Origin of the sequence: Kitasatospora sp. NPDC127116 (assembly GCF_042677365.1) — a bacterium.
Lineage (GTDB): Bacteria > Actinomycetota > Actinomycetes > Streptomycetales > Streptomycetaceae > Kitasatospora > Kitasatospora lactacystinica.
Window position 1 is genome coordinate 31,040 of sequence record NZ_JBHXTL010000032.1, and the last position, 14,769, is coordinate 45,808.

General features: G+C 74.4%; 15 protein-coding genes. 9 read left to right on the forward strand and 6 right to left on the reverse strand.

The genetic code is table 11. From position 1 onward, the window contains the following. Nucleotides 1-143 precede the first annotated feature (143 nt). A complete protein-coding gene (locus ACFVHV_RS15575; protein ID WP_359904015.1) occupies nucleotides 144-893 on the reverse strand; it encodes a site-specific DNA-methyltransferase in 750 nt (249 codons plus the stop codon). A 573-nt stretch (nucleotides 894-1,466) separates the two neighbouring features. Between ACFVHV_RS15575 and ACFVHV_RS15580 the strand changes: the two genes are divergently transcribed. Both ACFVHV_RS15580 and ACFVHV_RS15585 read left to right on the forward strand, forming a co-directional pair. Then, nucleotides 1,467-1,871: a hypothetical protein gene (locus ACFVHV_RS15580; RefSeq protein WP_380351568.1), complete on the forward strand. Its 405-nt coding sequence runs from the start codon at nucleotides 1,467-1,469 to the stop codon at nucleotides 1,869-1,871. 159 nt (nucleotides 1,872-2,030) lie between these two features. Further along, complete coding sequence (locus tag ACFVHV_RS15585) at nucleotides 2,031-2,804, forward strand: methyltransferase domain-containing protein (RefSeq protein ID WP_380351570.1); 774 nt, start codon at nucleotides 2,031-2,033, stop codon at nucleotides 2,802-2,804. 212 nt (nucleotides 2,805-3,016) lie between these two features. Here the strand turns inward: ACFVHV_RS15585 and ACFVHV_RS15590 are convergent, their stop codons facing one another. From ACFVHV_RS15590 to ACFVHV_RS15605, 4 genes are all read right to left on the reverse strand, one after another. Continuing rightward, nucleotides 3,017-4,234, reverse strand: coding sequence for a glycosyltransferase (locus ACFVHV_RS15590; RefSeq protein ID WP_359904010.1), 1,218 nt, complete (start codon nucleotides 4,232-4,234; stop codon nucleotides 3,017-3,019). Beyond that, complete coding sequence (locus tag ACFVHV_RS15595; protein WP_380351572.1) at nucleotides 4,231-5,052, reverse strand: MerR family transcriptional regulator; 822 nt, start codon at nucleotides 5,050-5,052, stop codon at nucleotides 4,231-4,233. Before ACFVHV_RS15595 ends, ACFVHV_RS15590 begins: the two co-directional genes overlap by 4 nt. 114 nt (nucleotides 5,053-5,166) lie before the next feature. Beyond that, nucleotides 5,167-6,285, reverse strand: coding sequence for a DUF6745 domain-containing protein (locus ACFVHV_RS15600; protein WP_380351573.1), 1,119 nt, complete (start codon nucleotides 6,283-6,285; stop codon nucleotides 5,167-5,169). A 133-nt stretch (nucleotides 6,286-6,418) separates the two neighbouring features. Beyond that, nucleotides 6,419-6,745, reverse strand: a complete 327-nt coding sequence (locus ACFVHV_RS15605; protein ID WP_359904002.1) for a hypothetical protein — start codon at nucleotides 6,743-6,745, stop codon at nucleotides 6,419-6,421. Nucleotides 6,746-6,946: 201 nt separating this feature from the next. On the opposite strand from ACFVHV_RS15605, the gene ACFVHV_RS15610 reads away from it, so the two are divergent. From ACFVHV_RS15610 to ACFVHV_RS15640, 7 genes are all read left to right on the forward strand, one after another. Next, the gene (locus tag ACFVHV_RS15610) at nucleotides 6,947-7,924 is read left to right on the forward strand and encodes an STM4015 family protein (protein WP_359903999.1); all 978 of its coding nucleotides are present in this window, start codon (nucleotides 6,947-6,949) and stop codon (nucleotides 7,922-7,924) included. Nucleotides 7,925-8,044: 120 nt separating this feature from the next. Then, nucleotides 8,045-8,980: an STM4015 family protein gene (locus ACFVHV_RS15615; protein WP_380351575.1), complete on the forward strand. Its 936-nt coding sequence runs from the start codon at nucleotides 8,045-8,047 to the stop codon at nucleotides 8,978-8,980. Nucleotides 8,981-8,995: 15 nt separating this feature from the next. Further along, nucleotides 8,996-10,135, forward strand: coding sequence for an STM4014 family protein (locus tag ACFVHV_RS15620; protein WP_380351577.1), 1,140 nt, complete (start codon nucleotides 8,996-8,998; stop codon nucleotides 10,133-10,135). A 131-nt stretch (nucleotides 10,136-10,266) separates the two neighbouring features. Continuing rightward, nucleotides 10,267-11,109 (forward strand): STM4013/SEN3800 family hydrolase, encoded by an 843-nt coding sequence (locus ACFVHV_RS15625; RefSeq protein WP_380351606.1) that lies wholly within the window; start codon nucleotides 10,267-10,269, stop codon nucleotides 11,107-11,109. After that, nucleotides 11,106-12,440, forward strand: a complete 1,335-nt coding sequence (locus ACFVHV_RS15630; RefSeq protein ID WP_380351579.1) for an STM4012 family radical SAM protein — start codon at nucleotides 11,106-11,108, stop codon at nucleotides 12,438-12,440. The genes ACFVHV_RS15625 and ACFVHV_RS15630 overlap by 4 nt, the downstream gene beginning before the upstream one ends. Then, nucleotides 12,437-13,351, forward strand: coding sequence for an STM4011 family radical SAM protein (locus ACFVHV_RS15635; RefSeq protein WP_380351580.1), 915 nt, complete (start codon nucleotides 12,437-12,439; stop codon nucleotides 13,349-13,351). The genes ACFVHV_RS15630 and ACFVHV_RS15635 overlap by 4 nt, the downstream gene beginning before the upstream one ends. Nucleotides 13,352-13,543: 192 nt before the next feature. Next, a complete protein-coding gene (locus ACFVHV_RS15640) occupies nucleotides 13,544-13,924 on the forward strand; it encodes a VOC family protein (RefSeq protein ID WP_359903984.1) in 381 nt (126 codons plus the stop codon). A 75-nt stretch (nucleotides 13,925-13,999) separates the two neighbouring features. Here ACFVHV_RS15640 and ACFVHV_RS15645 read toward each other — a convergent pair whose 3' ends face one another. Beyond that, nucleotides 14,000-14,710: a rhomboid-like protein gene (locus ACFVHV_RS15645; protein WP_380351582.1), complete on the reverse strand. Its 711-nt coding sequence runs from the start codon at nucleotides 14,708-14,710 to the stop codon at nucleotides 14,000-14,002. Between the last annotated feature and the right edge of the window lie 59 nt (nucleotides 14,711-14,769).

The window sequence follows — 14,769 nt, forward strand, 5'->3', positions numbered from 1 at the left end:
GCTTCGTGGGCGTAGGGGGATACGGGGTTGCGGTTGATCGGGGGGGCGGTGGTGGTGTCCTGCCGGAGGTTGAGGGGGGGCTGGTGTTTGGTGCTCCAGCCGCCCTTTCGCGTCTGCGGGCCGTCGACCGGGACGGCCTCATGTCACGCCTCCGGTCCGGCGAGGGCGAAGTCGTCCTGGGTCAGCTCTGCTTGCAGGCGCTGTTCGGCGATCTCGGCGTAGTGCGGGGAGAGTTCGACGCCGACGAAGCGCCGGCCTTCGCGCAGGGCGGCGACGCCGGTGGAGCCGCTGCCGGTGAAGGGGTCGAGGACGGTGCCGCCTTCGGGGCAGATCTGGACAAGCTGCTGCATGATCTCCAGCGGCTTCTGGGTGATGTGGACGCGGTCCTTGCGGGGCTGGCTGGCGATGAAGTGGCCGGGCAGGTAGAGGTTGCGGCGGTTGTCGAGGGTGCCCTTGACGCCCCAGGTGATGAACTCGGCGGACTGCTTGAAGCCGCCCTTGCGAGGCCGGCTGGCGGGCTTGATCCACGGGATGGTGCCCTGCCAGGTCCAGCCGGCCATCTGGAGGGCGTCGCTGGTGGTGGGTTCCTGCCTCCAGTCGGAGAAGACCATGGCGACCGCGTGCTCGGCGCTGGCCCGGTAGGCCTCGGTGAGGAGTTCGGTGAGCCAGGAGCGGTAGGAGCGCTGGTCGCGGTTCTCGCCGGGGAAGGTCTTGAGATCGTGGGCGGAACCGCTGGTGACGTACTTGGCGCGGGCGTCGCGGCTGGTGCGCTCGGAGCTGGTCCGGCCGCCGCTGTTGTACGGCGGGTCTGTGATGACCGCGTTGACGGATTCGTCGGGGAGGGTCTTCAGCACGGTGAGGGCGTCGCCTCGGTGGAGGGTGAAGTCGTTCACAGGGGCCTTCCTCGGGCAGGGGTGAGCCGACTCCGGGCGCACACCGTGGCGGCCGCCGGGAGTGCCGGTGGAGGGGACGGTAGTCGCGATCGGCGGCCGCGCCTAACGGCTGGCGCAAGGACATCGGGGCTTGTCGGGGCTCGTTTGGTGCGGCCGGAGTTCGCGTCTACTGTCTCGCCATGCCAACCGGGCAGCAGGCCAAGTCGGCCCGGCCCGAGGCGCATTGGCCCGCGCTGTCTCATCCAGGCGAGACCGCGCGACGGAGTGCGCGAACCTTCCCTACACCCCGAAGAGGGCCTCGTGTTCCAGCTGAGATCACGAGCGCGGCCGGCTGCCGCGCGTGACCCGAGACCGGCGTCCGGGAGCTACCAACTCCCCTGACCCGGGCCCGCCCTGAACGAGGGCGGTTTCACCACCGGCGCGGTGCCGGCGACTTCTTCGCACGAGGGGCCGGCACCGCGCTGTCCTACGAATCCCGCAAGGAGCCGCTGCGATGCAGCATGCCCTGGCACACCTGTGCCCTCATCCGCCTCCGCCGTCGTCCCAGTCCCGGTTCGGTGATTGGCGGGCGTCGTGAAGAAGGCGTTCGGCGTGCTCGTCGGGTTCGTCGCCTGCGGGCCGCTGACGCTGGCCCTGCCAGTGGTGATCGCCGGCGCGGGCAACGCTTCGGCGACGTCCGCCTCGTGTCCGCCCGGTGGCGGTCCGCAGGGTGTGGACAGCTCGGCCGTCGCAGCGCAGGTCGAGGCGATCCTGAAGGGCTCCAGTCCGCTCAGCGCTCCGAGCGTGGCGGGGCTGAGCAAGCCCGACGAGCAGATCCCCAATGCCAAGACCATCCAGGCCACCGGTGTCGCGATGCGCTCGCGCTGGCCGGGCCGGGCCGGGCCGGTCGCCGCCGTCGCGGCGGAGCGGCAGAACCGGCAGGACCAGCGGAACCGGCGGCGGTCCGTCCGACCGGGCGTCACCGTCCGGTGTCCGTAACCTGCCCGCCCCTCGGTGGCCCCGGAAAACCGGTACTCCGTGCCAGTGTGCCCGGGCGAGGATAGCGCCGTGGCGGACGTACCGGTCGCCGCGCCCGCGCCGCGCCCACCTCCCGCCTCCCGCCTCCCGCCTCCCGCCTCCCTTGGAGACCCTGACGCCATGACCGACTCCGCCCTCGGCCGCTTCTACGACGCGTTCGCCGACGACTACCACCTCCTCTACGCCGACTGGAACGCCTCCGTCGCCCGCCAGGGCGCCGCGCTGGACGCCCTGATCCGCCGACACCTCGGTGACCGCCCGGCCGAGGTGCTGGACTGCGCCTGCGGCATCGGAACCCAGGCGATCGGCCTGGCCGCGCTCGGCCACCGCGTCACCGGCAGTGACCTCAGCCCGGTCTCCGCCGCCCGCGCCACCGCCGAGGCCGCCGAGCGCGGTATCCGGCTTCCCACCGCCGCCGCCGACATGCGGGAACTCCCCTTCCCGGACAGGCGGTTCGACGTCGTCGTCTGCGCCGACAACGCGCTGCCCCACCTGCTCACGGCCGAGGACGTCCGCGCCGCGCTCGGTGAGATGCGACGGGTCCTGCGTCCCGGCGGACTGGTGCTGGTCACCACCCGCCCGTACGACGAGCTGCGCCGCACCCGGCCCGCCTCCACCTCGCCGCAGACCGCCGACTACGAGGGCCGACGGTCGGTCCTCTTCCAGCTCTGGCAGTGGCGCGAGGACGGCGAGCGGTACGACCTGGAGCTCTTCCGTCTCCTTCCGGACGACGCCGGCGAGTGGCAGGTCGCGGTTCGCCGCTCCACCTACTGGGCGCTCACCCAGGACCAGCTGAGCGCCTTCGCCGCCGAGGCTGGCCTGTCCGGCATCCGCTGGGAGCAGCCCGTCGACACCGGCTTCTTCCAGCCCGTCCTGATCGCCCGGGCACTCTGACCTCCCGAAAGACTCCGGTACGGACCCCGCGGCCGCAGCACGAACGGCATCCCGACCATCCGCTCACCGCAGTGGCCGCGGGTCCGAGCGCCGGTCCGGGGCGCCGGGGACCACTGCGCTCCCGTGGCGCCGCAACTGCGCACCGCCGTGGTGCTCGACCGACTGGAGCGGGCCCTGGCCCGAGCCCCCGCGACGGCCCGTCCGCTCCTCCCCTACCGGCCCAATGCCGCCACCGCCTCCGCGACCCGGGCCGCGCCGTCCTCCTCCGCCATCGCGCGGGCCACCTCCTGCGCCCCTTCCCTCAGCCGCTGCTCCTCGACGGCCTGCCGGACGGCCTCCGCCAGCCGGTCGGCGGTCAGGTCGGCGAACCGCACCGGCGTGGTGGCGGCACCGAGCCGGGCGAGCCGACCGGCCCAGAACGGTTGGTCCGCCGTCACCGGGACGGGGACGCTCGGCACGCCCGCACGCAGGGCCGCGGCCGCCGTGCCCGCGCCCGCATGGTGCACGACCGCCGCCATGTGCGGGAACAGCCGGGCGTGCGGGAGCTCGCCGACGGTCAGCACGCCGTCGCCCTCCCCGGCGATCCCGGCCCAGCCGGCCTGCACCACGCCCCGGACGCCCGCCCGCCGCAGGGCCTCCACCGCGAGGGTGCTCAGCCGCTCGCCCTGCCCGGCCGCCATGCTGCCGAAGCCGATGAACACCGGTGGCGGTCCCTCCCGCAGGAAGTCCTCGACCTCGGCCGGGAGGCGGTGGTCGTCCGGTACGTACGGCCACCAGTTGCCGACCACCCGCAGTCCCTCCCGCCAGTCGGCCGGGCGCGGTACGACGGTCGGGCTGAAGCCGTGCAACACCGGCCAGCGCGCCCGTTCCACGGCCCGCCGGCGCGCGGTCTGGGAGAGCGCCGGGAGTCCGAGCCGCGACCGCATCCGGCGGGCGGCCTCGGCGTGCAGACGATCGACGACCCGCTGGCCGAGCGCCCCCGCCGCCCGGTTGCCCCAGCTCCCCAACGAGCGGCCGCCCCCGACGACCGGAGGGAACTCCCGTGTCGGCAGCGTGGGTTGCAGGTAGACCCCCAGGCTGGGAACGTCCATCGCCTCCGCGAGGTGCCAGCCCAGCGGCGCGGTGGTGGTGCTCAGCAGGAGCAGATCGGCGCCGGGTGCGGTGGCGTCCGCGAGGACGTCGCCCAGCTGCCCGATGAACGCCGCGGCCCGCGCGAGCAGTTCGGAGCGCCCGCGCGCGGGCCCGGCACCCGCGCCGCGTGGATCGACCGGGAGCGGCCGGAAGTCGAGGCCGCTGCCGGCCACCAGCTCGCGGAAGGCCTCGGGCGCCGCGAGCGCGACCTCGTGCCCCGCACCGCGCAGGTACGCCCCGAGCCCCGTGTAGGGGGCGACGTCGCCGTACGATCCGGCGGCCATGACGAGGATCCTCATCGGACCGCCCCGTCGACGTCGTCGACGTCGTTGCCGTCGAGGTCGTTCGCGTCGCGCCGCTCGGCGTTGGCACCGATGGCCGCACGGAGGTAGCCGGCCAGGCCCGGGCGCTGCTCGGCCGGCGGGACGACCAGGGCGAAGGCCCGGGCGTCCGCCTCGTAGTCGTCGGCGATCCGGCAGTGCATCTCCGGCGGGCAGGGTGTGAACCACCGGGTGATGTGCTGCCGGTGCCGCTCCGCGAGGTCCAGCACCGTCCGGTGGTCGACCGGCAGCCCCGCGTCGAAGGCCTCCAGCAGCCGGCCGCGCCACTCGGCGGCCTCCGCCATCAGCTGCTGCCAGTCCTCCTTGGAATGGGTGGCGGCGCGGGCCAGGGCCTCCTGGTGGCTGTCCCGCTCGCCCCACTTGAGGTGGGCGTCGGCCGCGTAGCTGAGGTCGAAGACCACGTCCCCGAAGACCTCGAAGCGCTCCTGCGGCGTCAGCTCGACCCCGGTGCGCTGGACCTCGATGGCCCGCTCGGCGACGTCGACCAGCTTCTGCAGGCGGCCGATCTGCTCGGTGAGGGCCTGCCGCCTCGCCAGCAGGTGGTCGAGCGCGTTGGCCTGCGGGTCCGCCAGGATGTCGGCGATCTCGTCGAGCGGGAAGCCGAGCTCCCGGTAGAAGAGGATCTGCTGGAGCCTGGCGAGGTCCGCGCCGCTGTAGAGCCGGTAGCCGGCCGGGCTGCGCTCACTGGGCGCGAGCAGCCCGGACCGGTCGTAGTAGTGCAAGGTCCGGATCGTGACCCCGGCGAAGCCGGAGACCTGGCCCACCGACCAGCTCATGCGTCCCTCCGATCATCCGTTCGTTCGCTGCGCCCCACCGTGCGGCCTGACGTGGGGTGAGGGTCAACACGCGCAGCTCAGGGGCCCGCTCCGGATGGCTGGAGGCATCCTGGATCAGGTCTCGCGCTGCGGGTGGTAGGCGCTCTCGGGTATGCCGAAGGTCCAGGCGACCCCGGCTCGCGCGGTGCGGGTGCTCGGGGGGACGCGCAGCCAGTAGGTGCGGTGGGTGCCGTCCGGTTCGGGGGTGGAGTTGACCACCTCGACCATCACCACCGGCTCGTCGTCGGGCAGGACGATCCGCCAGAGCACCCCGGTCTCGTCCCGGTGGACGGGCTCGGCGCCGGAGTCGGCCAGGTAGCGCTCGTAGCCGTAGTGCTCCAGCAGGACCCGGCGCAGCTCGGCGTTCTCCTCGGTGCGGATCCGCTCGACGGTCACCTCGGCCAGGCCGGCCAGGAACTCCGGCGGGACGGGCATGCCGCGCCAGGCGTGCAGGGCGAAGCCGTCGGCGTACTCCAGGGCGGGCCCGTCCGCCCGGTCGAGCCGTCCGGCCTCGTCGCGGTGCAGGACGGCCGGCCGCTCGCTGAGCAGGGCCACCTCCCGGTACGGCCACCACCAGCCGGCCTCCCGGGCCAGTTCGGCGAGCGGTGCGACGGCGTCGGCGCTCGCCCCGGCGGCCTCGAAGGCGGCGAACCACGGCGCGTCGTGCTGACCGCGCACGGCGTCCAGCAGGGCGAGCCGGACGGTGGTGCGGCGGTCCCGTGCCTCCTCGGCCACGGCGGCGTCGGCCTCCCGGTCGGCCTCGGGGGCGAGCCGGTCGAGCACGGCGTTGCGCAGTCGGTCGGCGAGCGGGGTGGTGACCGGTCCGAGCTCGCCACCGGTGAGCGCCCAGTGGCCCGCCCACCCGCTGGTGCCGACCTGCTCGACGGCCCGTCGACGGGCCTCCTCCCAGGGCCGGGTGCGCACGGCCTCGCGCACGCTCTGCGCGCCGGCGGCCCGCAGCTCCAGGGCCGCCTCGGTCGCGGCGAGCGGCGAGCCGAACCAGCGGACGGCCGCGGGCTCGGGCAGTCCGGCCGCCCGGTAGGCGGCCCGGACGGCACGCTCGGCCGCCGCCCTGTCCCCCGGCCCGGTGGCCGCCCCGGCCGCCCGCCAACGGGCCGTCGCCTCGGCCGGCCCGGGCAGCTCCCGCGCCTGCGCCCGGTCGCCGTGGGCCTCGTCGTGGATCACCGTTTCCATCCCTGCTCCGTTCCCGGCCGGGCTCCCCGCCCGGCCGTCCGTTCCCGTTCCCGTTCCCGTGCCGCGGCCCCGGCCGCGCCCTGCCCTCGTGCCCTGCCCGCGTGCCGCCCCCGTACGGCGGGCGGAGCGGTCGTCAGTCCGCGACCACCCGCACCGCGCCGGGCGCGTACTCGCGTTGGCGGACCACCCGGTACCAGCTCTTGGGCAGCGGTATCGCCGCGTGCTCCTCGTGCACCACCCGGCCGCCCTCGGGCAGGTGCAGCCAACCCGCGCCGAACGGCCCGGTCTCGCGGCGCAGCTCGCCGGGGCCGACCACGGCGTGGGCGTGCCCGGTGACCTCGCCGAGCGCCAGCACCATCCGGCCCCGCGCGTCCCGGGGCTGCACGGCCAGCCCCGCCACCCGCGGCGGCACCGCGCTCTCCTCGACCGGCACGATCAGCACATCGCCCTGGCGGTACATCAGTCCTCCCTCGCCGTACGGCCGGATCCCGGCGGACGCCGGAACCCACGGCTCCGCCGCGTCTGCCGCGGTCACTCTCCGGAGCCAGGACCCGAACATAGAGCAAGGGTCTGACAACCCGCCCGGGCGGCGACCCGGCCGCCGGATTGTCAGTCCCGACTGGTAGACAGTTGTTCGGCCCAGATCCCGGAGGAGCAGCGCATGACTGTCAACGACCACATCGAGCGGTTCCACGGTCTCCCCGTCTTCGACTTCGTGGAGGCCTTGGAGGAGGCCGAGGAGAAGGGCGGATCCGGCGCCGTCGAGCTGCCGGACGCGGCCTCGGCCGCCTGGAGGGTCAAGCTCGACTACGAGTCCGAGGCGACGTTCGCCGAGCGCTGGGAGCAGTTCCTCGGCGCCGTCGACACCGAGCGGGTCACCGCCCTGGTGATCGGCCAGTGGGCCCCGGACGAGCCGGACGGCTTCCAGGAGCCGATGGAGGCGATCGTCGCCGCCGCCGGCCGGCTGCCCGCCCTGCGCGCGCTGTTCGTCGGCGACATCACCTACGAGGAGTGCGAGATCTCCTGGATCCAGCAGTGCGACATCACGCCGCTGCTGACGGCCTTCCCGCGGCTGGCCGAGCTGGTGGTGCGCGGCGCCTCGCAGGACTGGGACGGCAAGGGCGGTCTGGCCCTGCGGCCGCTGCGGCACGAGGCGCTCAAGGCGCTGCGCTTCGAGGCCGGCGGCCTGCCGGGCTCGGTCGTGCGCTCGGTGGCCGGCTGCGACTTCCCGGCCCTGGAGCGGCTGGAGCTCTGGCTGGGCGTGGAAAACTACGGCGGCGACGCGACGATGGCCGACGTCGCGCTGTTCCTGGACGGCACCCGCTTCCCCTCGCTGCGCCACCTCGGCCTCCAGAACAGCGAGTTCCAGGACGACATCGCGGCCGCAGTGGCGCACGCGCCCGTCGTCGCCGGGCTGGAGTCGCTCAACCTCTCCATGGGCGTGCTGACCGATCAGGGCGCCACCGCCCTGCTGGAGGGCCAGCCCCTCACCCACCTGCGCTCCCTCGACCTGCACCACCACTACCTGACCGAGGAGATGCAGCAGCGCCTGCGCCAGGCCCTCACCGGGGTCGAGGTCGACCTCTCCGAGCCCGGCAAGCCCGACGACCGGTGGCGCTACGTGGCCGTGGCCGAGTAACCGTCACCTCCCGCACGCACGCACCCGACCGACCGCCCGCCGGTCCGTCCGTCCGTCCGTCCGATCACTCGACCACTCGACCACTCGACCACTCGACCACTCGACCCACCAGGATCCTCCATGACCGTCTCCCGCCACATCGAACGCTTCCACGAGTTGCCGGTCCACGAGTTCACGCCCGACGACGCCCGGCCGCGGCCCGCCGCGGGCGCCGTCGCCTGGCGGCTGTCCCTCGAGTACGGCTCCAAGCAGGACTTCGTCCAGCTCTGGCAGTCCTTCCTGGAGGAGGTCGACCCGGCCGGCGTCCGCGCCGTGGTGATCGGCGCCTGGTGGCAGGACGGCTACACGTCCGTACGCTCCGCCGTCGAGGCCGTCACGGCCGAGGCGCGGCGCCTGCCCGCCCTGGAGGCGCTGTTCCTCGGCGAGGTGACCTTCGACGAGTGCGAGATCTCCTGGCTGGAGATGGACGACGTCACCCCCTTGCTGAACGCCTTCCCCGGGCTGCGGTCGCTGGCCGTGCGCGGCGGCACGGACCTCGCCCTGGAGCCGGTGCGGCACGACCGGCTGACCAGCCTGCGCTTCGAGTCCGGCGGCCTTCCGGCCACCGTGGTGCGCGCGGTGGCCGGCTCCGAACTGCCCGCGCTGGAGCGCCTGACCCTCTGGCTCGGCGTGGACGAGTACGGCGGTGACGCGACGATGGACGACCTGGCACCGTTCCTGGACGGTTCCCGGCTGCCGAAGCTGCGCCACCTCGGGCTGGCCAACAGCGAACTCCAGGACGAGATCGCCGCCGCCCTTGCCCACGCCCCCGTGGTGGCCCGGCTGGAGTCGCTCGACATCTCCATGGGCGTGCTCTCCGACGAGGGCGCCACCACCCTGCTGGAGGGCCAGCCGCTCACCCACCTGCGCTCCCTCGACCTGCACCACCACTACCTGAGCGACGCGATGCAGGAACGTCTGCACGAGGCCCTGCCCGGGGTCGAGCTCGACCTCAGCGACGCCGAGGCGGACGAGATGGACGACGAGGACGACCGCTACGTCTCGGTCTCCGAGTAGCCGGACACGGAGGCGATGACCGTGCGACTGACCGTCCTCGGCAACCCGGGGCACCGACGGGTGACGCTGTTCGCGGCCGCCGCCCGGGCCGCCGGACTGCCCGAGCCCGCCGTCCTGCCCTGGCTGGACGTGCTGCGCGGCCGGTACCGGCTGCCCGAGGACGGCCTGCTGCGCATCGAGTCGCCCGGCGAGGAGCCCGAGGTCGACCGGCTGCTGCGCGGCCCGGCGCTCGGCCCCGGCTACGCGCCGACCAGGGTCGAGGGCACGGCCGTCTGGTACGCGGGGGTCATGGCCGCGCTGCGCGGGCTGGCCGCCCGGCCCGGCGTACGGCTGCCCGGCGTACGGCTGCTCGGCGATCCGGAGGAGATCGCCGTGATGTTCGACAAGCGCCGGGCGCACGCGCTGCTCACCGCGGCCGGGGTGCCGGTGCCCAGGGCGCTCGGCGGCGAGGTCACCGGCTGGGAGCACCTGCGCGAGCGCCTCGCCGCGGCCGGCCTGCACCGGGTCTTCGTCAAGCCGGCGCACGGCTCCTCCGCCTCCGGGGTGATGGCCCTGGAGTTCGGGCCGCGCGGGCAAGTGCAGGCCACCACCTCGGTGGAGCTCACCGACGGCGGCCTGCACAACTCGCTGCGGGTGCGCCGCTACCGCGGCGAGCGGGAGGTCGCCGCGATCGTCGACGGCCTGGCACCGGACGGCCTGCACGTCGAGCAGTGGATCCCGAAGGCCTCGCAGTCGGGGCGCTCGGCGGACCTGCGGGTCGTGGTGGTCGCCGGCCGGGCCACCCACGCCGTGGTGCGCACCAGCACCCAGCCGATGACCAACCTGCACCTCGGCGGCGCCCGGGGCAGCATCGACCAGGTCCGGGAGGCCGCGGGGCCAGCCTGGCCGGCCCTGCTGGAGACGGCCGAGCGCGCGGCGGCCTGCTTCCCCGGCTCGCCGATGGTCGGCGTCGACGTGCTGCCCACGGCCGGCTGGCGGCGCGCCCTGGTCGGCGAGGTGAACGCCTTCGGCGACCTGCTCCCCCGCCTCACCGGCCTGCCCGGCGGCCCTGCCGAGGGCCTGGACACCTACGGCGCCCAGCTGGCCGCCCTCACCGCCCCCTCCCCGTCGTCGCCCGCGACGACGGACCACCAGATCACGGAACCCGCTCGATGAACCACCTGACCACCACCCCGGACCACGCCCCGACCCCGGCCCACATCCCGGCGCACGCCCCGGCCCCGGCCCACGCCCCGGCTCCGGACCACACCCCGGACCACGCCCCGGCTCCCGCTCCCACCCCCGACATGAACGCCGTCGTCGGCAGCCACGACCTGCTGCTCGTCACCCTCGACACGCTCCGCTTCGACGTCGCCGAGGAACTGGCCGCCGCCGGCCGCATCCCGCACCTCGCCGCCGTCCTCCCCGGCGGCCGCTGGGAGCGCCGGCACGCGCCCGGCAGCTTCACCTACGCCTCCCACCAGGCGATCCTGGCCGGCTTCCTGCCGACCCCGGCCTCCCCGGACGGACCGCACCCGCGCCTGTTCGCGGCCCGCTTCGCCGGATCCGAGAGCACCGCCCCGCGCACCTGGGTCTTCGACGCCCCCGACCTGCCGACGGCCCTGGCCGCGGCGGGGTACCGCACGGTGTGCATCGGCGGCGTGGGGTTCTTCAACAAGCAGGGCCCCCTGGGCTCGGTGCTCCCGGGCCTCTTCCAGGAGAGCCACTGGGCACCCGAGTCCGGCGTGGCCTCGCCGACGTCCTTCGAGGTGCAGGTCGCCCGGGCCGAGCGGGTCGCCGCCGAACAGCCCGCCGACCAGCCGCTGTTCCTCTTCCTGAACGTCTCGGCGCTGCACCAGCCGAACTGGTTCCACCTGCCCGGCGCCACCCGCGAGCACGGGGACTCGCGGGCCAGCCACGCCGCCGCCCTGGAGTACGTGGACGCGCACATCGGCCGGCTGTTCGCCGCGATGAGCGCCCGCCGCCCCTGCTTCGCGATCATCTGCTCCGACCACGGCACCGCCTACGGCGAGGACGGCTACACCGGGCACCGGATCGGCCACGAGGTGGTCTGGACGGTCCCGTACGCGCACTTCACCCTCCCCGCCCGACCGGCGGGCGCCGCCGCGACCTCCGAGGAGCCCGCATGACCACCGCGCCCCCGCGCCCGGACTCGCCGTACCAGTCGTACGTCTACGCGTACCCGCACAAGACGGCCTACCGCCCGCTGCCCGGACGTCCGCCGCTGCGCGAGCTGTGGGCCGGCGAGCCGCAGCACGCGCTCTCGCTCTACCTGCACATCCCGTTCTGCGAGGTCCGCTGCGGCTTCTGCAACCTGTTCACCCGGATCGGCAGCCCGGAGGGCCTGACCACGGCCTACCTGGACGCCTTGGAGCGCCAGGCCGCGGCGGTGCGCGCCGCGCTGGACGACGGGGCCCGGTTCGCGCTGGCCGCGTTCGGCGGCGGCACTCCCACCTATCTGACGGCCGGCGAGCTGGAACGGCTGTGCGACATCGCGGAGCAGCGGATGGGCGCCGACCTGCGGGCGGTGCCGCTCTCGGTGGAGGCCTCGCCCGCCACCGCGACCGCCGACCGGCTGGAGGTGCTGGCCGCCCGGGGCACCACCCGGCTGAGCCTGGGCGTGCAGTCCTTCGACGACGCCGAGGCGCGCTCCGCCGTCCGCCCGCAGAAGCGGGCCGAGGTGGAGGCCGCCCTCGGCCGGATCCGCGCGGCCGGGTTCCCGGTGCTCAACATCGACCTCATCTACGGCATCGACGGCCAGACCGAGGCGAGCTGGCTCCGCTCGCTGGACACCGCGCTCGCCTGGCGGCCCGAGGAGCTGTACCTCTACCCCCTGTACGTCCGCCCGCTGACCGGCCTGGCCCGGCGCGGGGAGCAGGAGAGCCGGTCCGCCTGGGACACCCGGCGGCTCGCGCTCTACCGGGCCGGCCGCGACCACCTGCTCGCCCACGGCTACCAGCAGGTGTCGATGCGGATGTTCCGCCGGGCCGCCTCCCCGCAGGCCGGGGCGGGCGAGTACGCCTGCCAGACCGACGGCATGGTCGGCCTGGGCTGCGGCGCCCGCTCCTACACCTCGCGGCTGCACTACTCCTTCGACTACGCGGTGAACGCCACCGAGGTGCGCGGCATCATCGACGACTACGTCGCCACCGAGGACTTCCACCGTGCCGAGGTGGGTCACTGGATGGGCGGTGCGGAGCCTCGCCGGCGGCACCTGGTGCAGTCGCTGCTCCAGGCCGAGGGCATGCCGCTGGCGGACTACCGTGCCCGGTTCGGCGGGTCCCCGGCCGAGGACTTCCCGGCGGAGCTGTCCCGGTTCGCCGAGCGCGGCTGGCTCGCCGACGGCGACCCGGCGTTCCTGCGGCTCAGCCCGGAGGGCCTGGCGCACTCGGACGCCGTCGGGCCGATGCTGTTCTCGCCCGGGGTCCGGGCCCTGATGGCGGCGTACGAGGCGAAATGACCTTCCTCGGCATGCCCTCCGCCTCGCCGCCGGAGGAGGACGGCGCGCGGGACCTCACCCTGCTCTACCGCGGTCCGCTCTCCTCCTGCGACTACGACTGCCCGTACTGTCCGTTCGCCAAGCGGCGCGACAGCCCCGGACAACTGCGGGCCGACCGGGCCGCGTTGGAGCGCTTCACCGGCTGGGCCGCCGGGCGCGCGGGAACCGGCGACACCCTGTCGCTGCTGTTCACGCCCTGGGGCGAGGGGCTGGTGCGGTCCTGGTACCGCCGCGCGCTGGTCGAGCTGAGCCGCCTGCCGCACGTCCGCCGCGTCGCGATCCAGACCAACCTCAGCTGCCGCACGGGCTGGCTCGCCGAGGCCGACCTCGACGCACTCGCCCTCTGGGTCACCTTCCATCCCGGCCAGGTCACCCGTGACCGCTTCCTCGCCAAGTGCCGCGAGCTGGACGCACTCGGTGTGCGGTACAGCGTCGGTGTCGTCGGCCAGCCCGAGCACCTCGACGAGGCCGGCCGGCTGCGCGGCGAGCTCTCCGAGGACGTCTACCTGTGGGTCAACGCCGCCGAGGGCCTCGACTACACCGACGCCGAGGCCGCCCGATGGGCCGCTCTCGACCCGCACTTCGGCTACAGCCGGCACGCCCATCCCAGCGCCGGGCTGCCGTGCCGCACCGGCGAGTCCGTGCTGTCGGTGGACGGCGACGGCACGGTGCGCCGCTGCCACTTCGTCCGGGACGTCCTCGGCAACCTGTACGACGGCAGCTACCGTGCCCGACTGCGGGCGCGGGCCTGTCCGTTGCCGGTCTGCGACTGTCACATCGGCTACGTCCACCTGGAGACCCTGCCGCTGTACGAGCTGTTCGGTGCGGGAGTGCTGGAACGCGTGCCGCACGGCTGGCCACGGGGCCGGTGACACCTCCGCGGCCGGCCGGCCACCCGGGGTGAAGGCCTCGCTTCGCCCGCGCCGCCGGGGTCACCTCGCTCCGGAGGCCGGCCCCGCATGACGTCCGGCAACCTCCCGCGCACGGTCCGAAGCCGTTCCGTGCCCACCGGGCGGTACGGCCCGCACATCCCTAGCCTGGTGACAGGGAGGAGGCGAAACACCATGCTTGGAGACGCTCCGCTGCAAGCAGTCATCCCCGCCGCCGATCTCACCCGCGCCAAGGCCTTCTACACCGACACCCTCGGTCTCAAGCTCGCCGAGGAGAGTGAGGAGGAGTTCGTCTGCGACACCGGCGGCACCCAGGTCACCGTCTACCACACCCCCAGCGGCGGTCAGGCCGCCCACACCCTGGCCAGCTTCAAGGTCGCCGACCTCGACACCGAGATGGCCGGCCTCCGCGACCGCGGTATCACCTTCGAGGAGTACGACTTCCCCGGTCTGAAGACCGTCAACGGCGTCGCCGAGGGCGAGGGCATGCGCGCGGCCTGGTTCAAGGACAGCGAAGGCAACATCCTCTGCGTGTCCCAGCGATTCGGCCGGTAGTCGTCCCGCCACCCGCCCGGTCGGCGGGCGGCCCCGCAAACCCGCCCGCCGACCCGTCCCATCGGCGGCCGTCGGTCACCGTCGGCGCGCCCGCCGCCGGACCGTGCGGGCCGAGGCGACCGGGTCGAAGGAACCCGGGCGGTCGCGGGTCAGCGGGTAGCAGGCGAAGCCGATCAGGGCCGCGCTGAAGTGGCCGATGCTGGTGTAGTCCCGGCTCTGCAGCACGCCCAGTCCGTAGACCACCAACACCCCGGCCGCGTACAGGTACCGCCAGGGCCGGACGATCAGATAGGTGAGGACCGCGACCACTCCGGCCAGTGCATAGCTGACGCCGTAGTCCAGGGTGTAGACGGCGCTCGGCGAGGCCAGCCCGCGGTGGATCGCCCAGCCGAGCACGCCCTCGCTGAGGTACGTGGCGCCGACGTGCGCGAGCGCCGCCACCGAGATCCAGCGCAGCGTGCCGAGCCATCGTTCGGCGGGCACGTGGAAGAGGTTGTACAGCAGGAAGTAGGACAGCCAGCCGCCGCCCGCGATCCACAGGGCACTGGTCACCAGGACGCGGACCGGCGAGACCTGGAGGTGGTGGAGGTTGGTCGAACGCCGCTCCAGGATGCGGTCGGCGGTCGCCGGATCGACGTGCCGGATCACCTGCGTGGTGACGAGCAGGATCGCCAGCCAGATGTAGGTCCCCGGCGCGCGCCGGACGTAGGCCCACACCGCGTGGGCGGCACGCGCCCACCGGGGCCGCCGGTGTGCCTCGGGGCCCTTGACGGTGCTGCCGCCCATCGACGCCTCCTCGCGACACTCCTCACCATCCCCCTCACCCTCGCCCCCGCCCGGCCCCG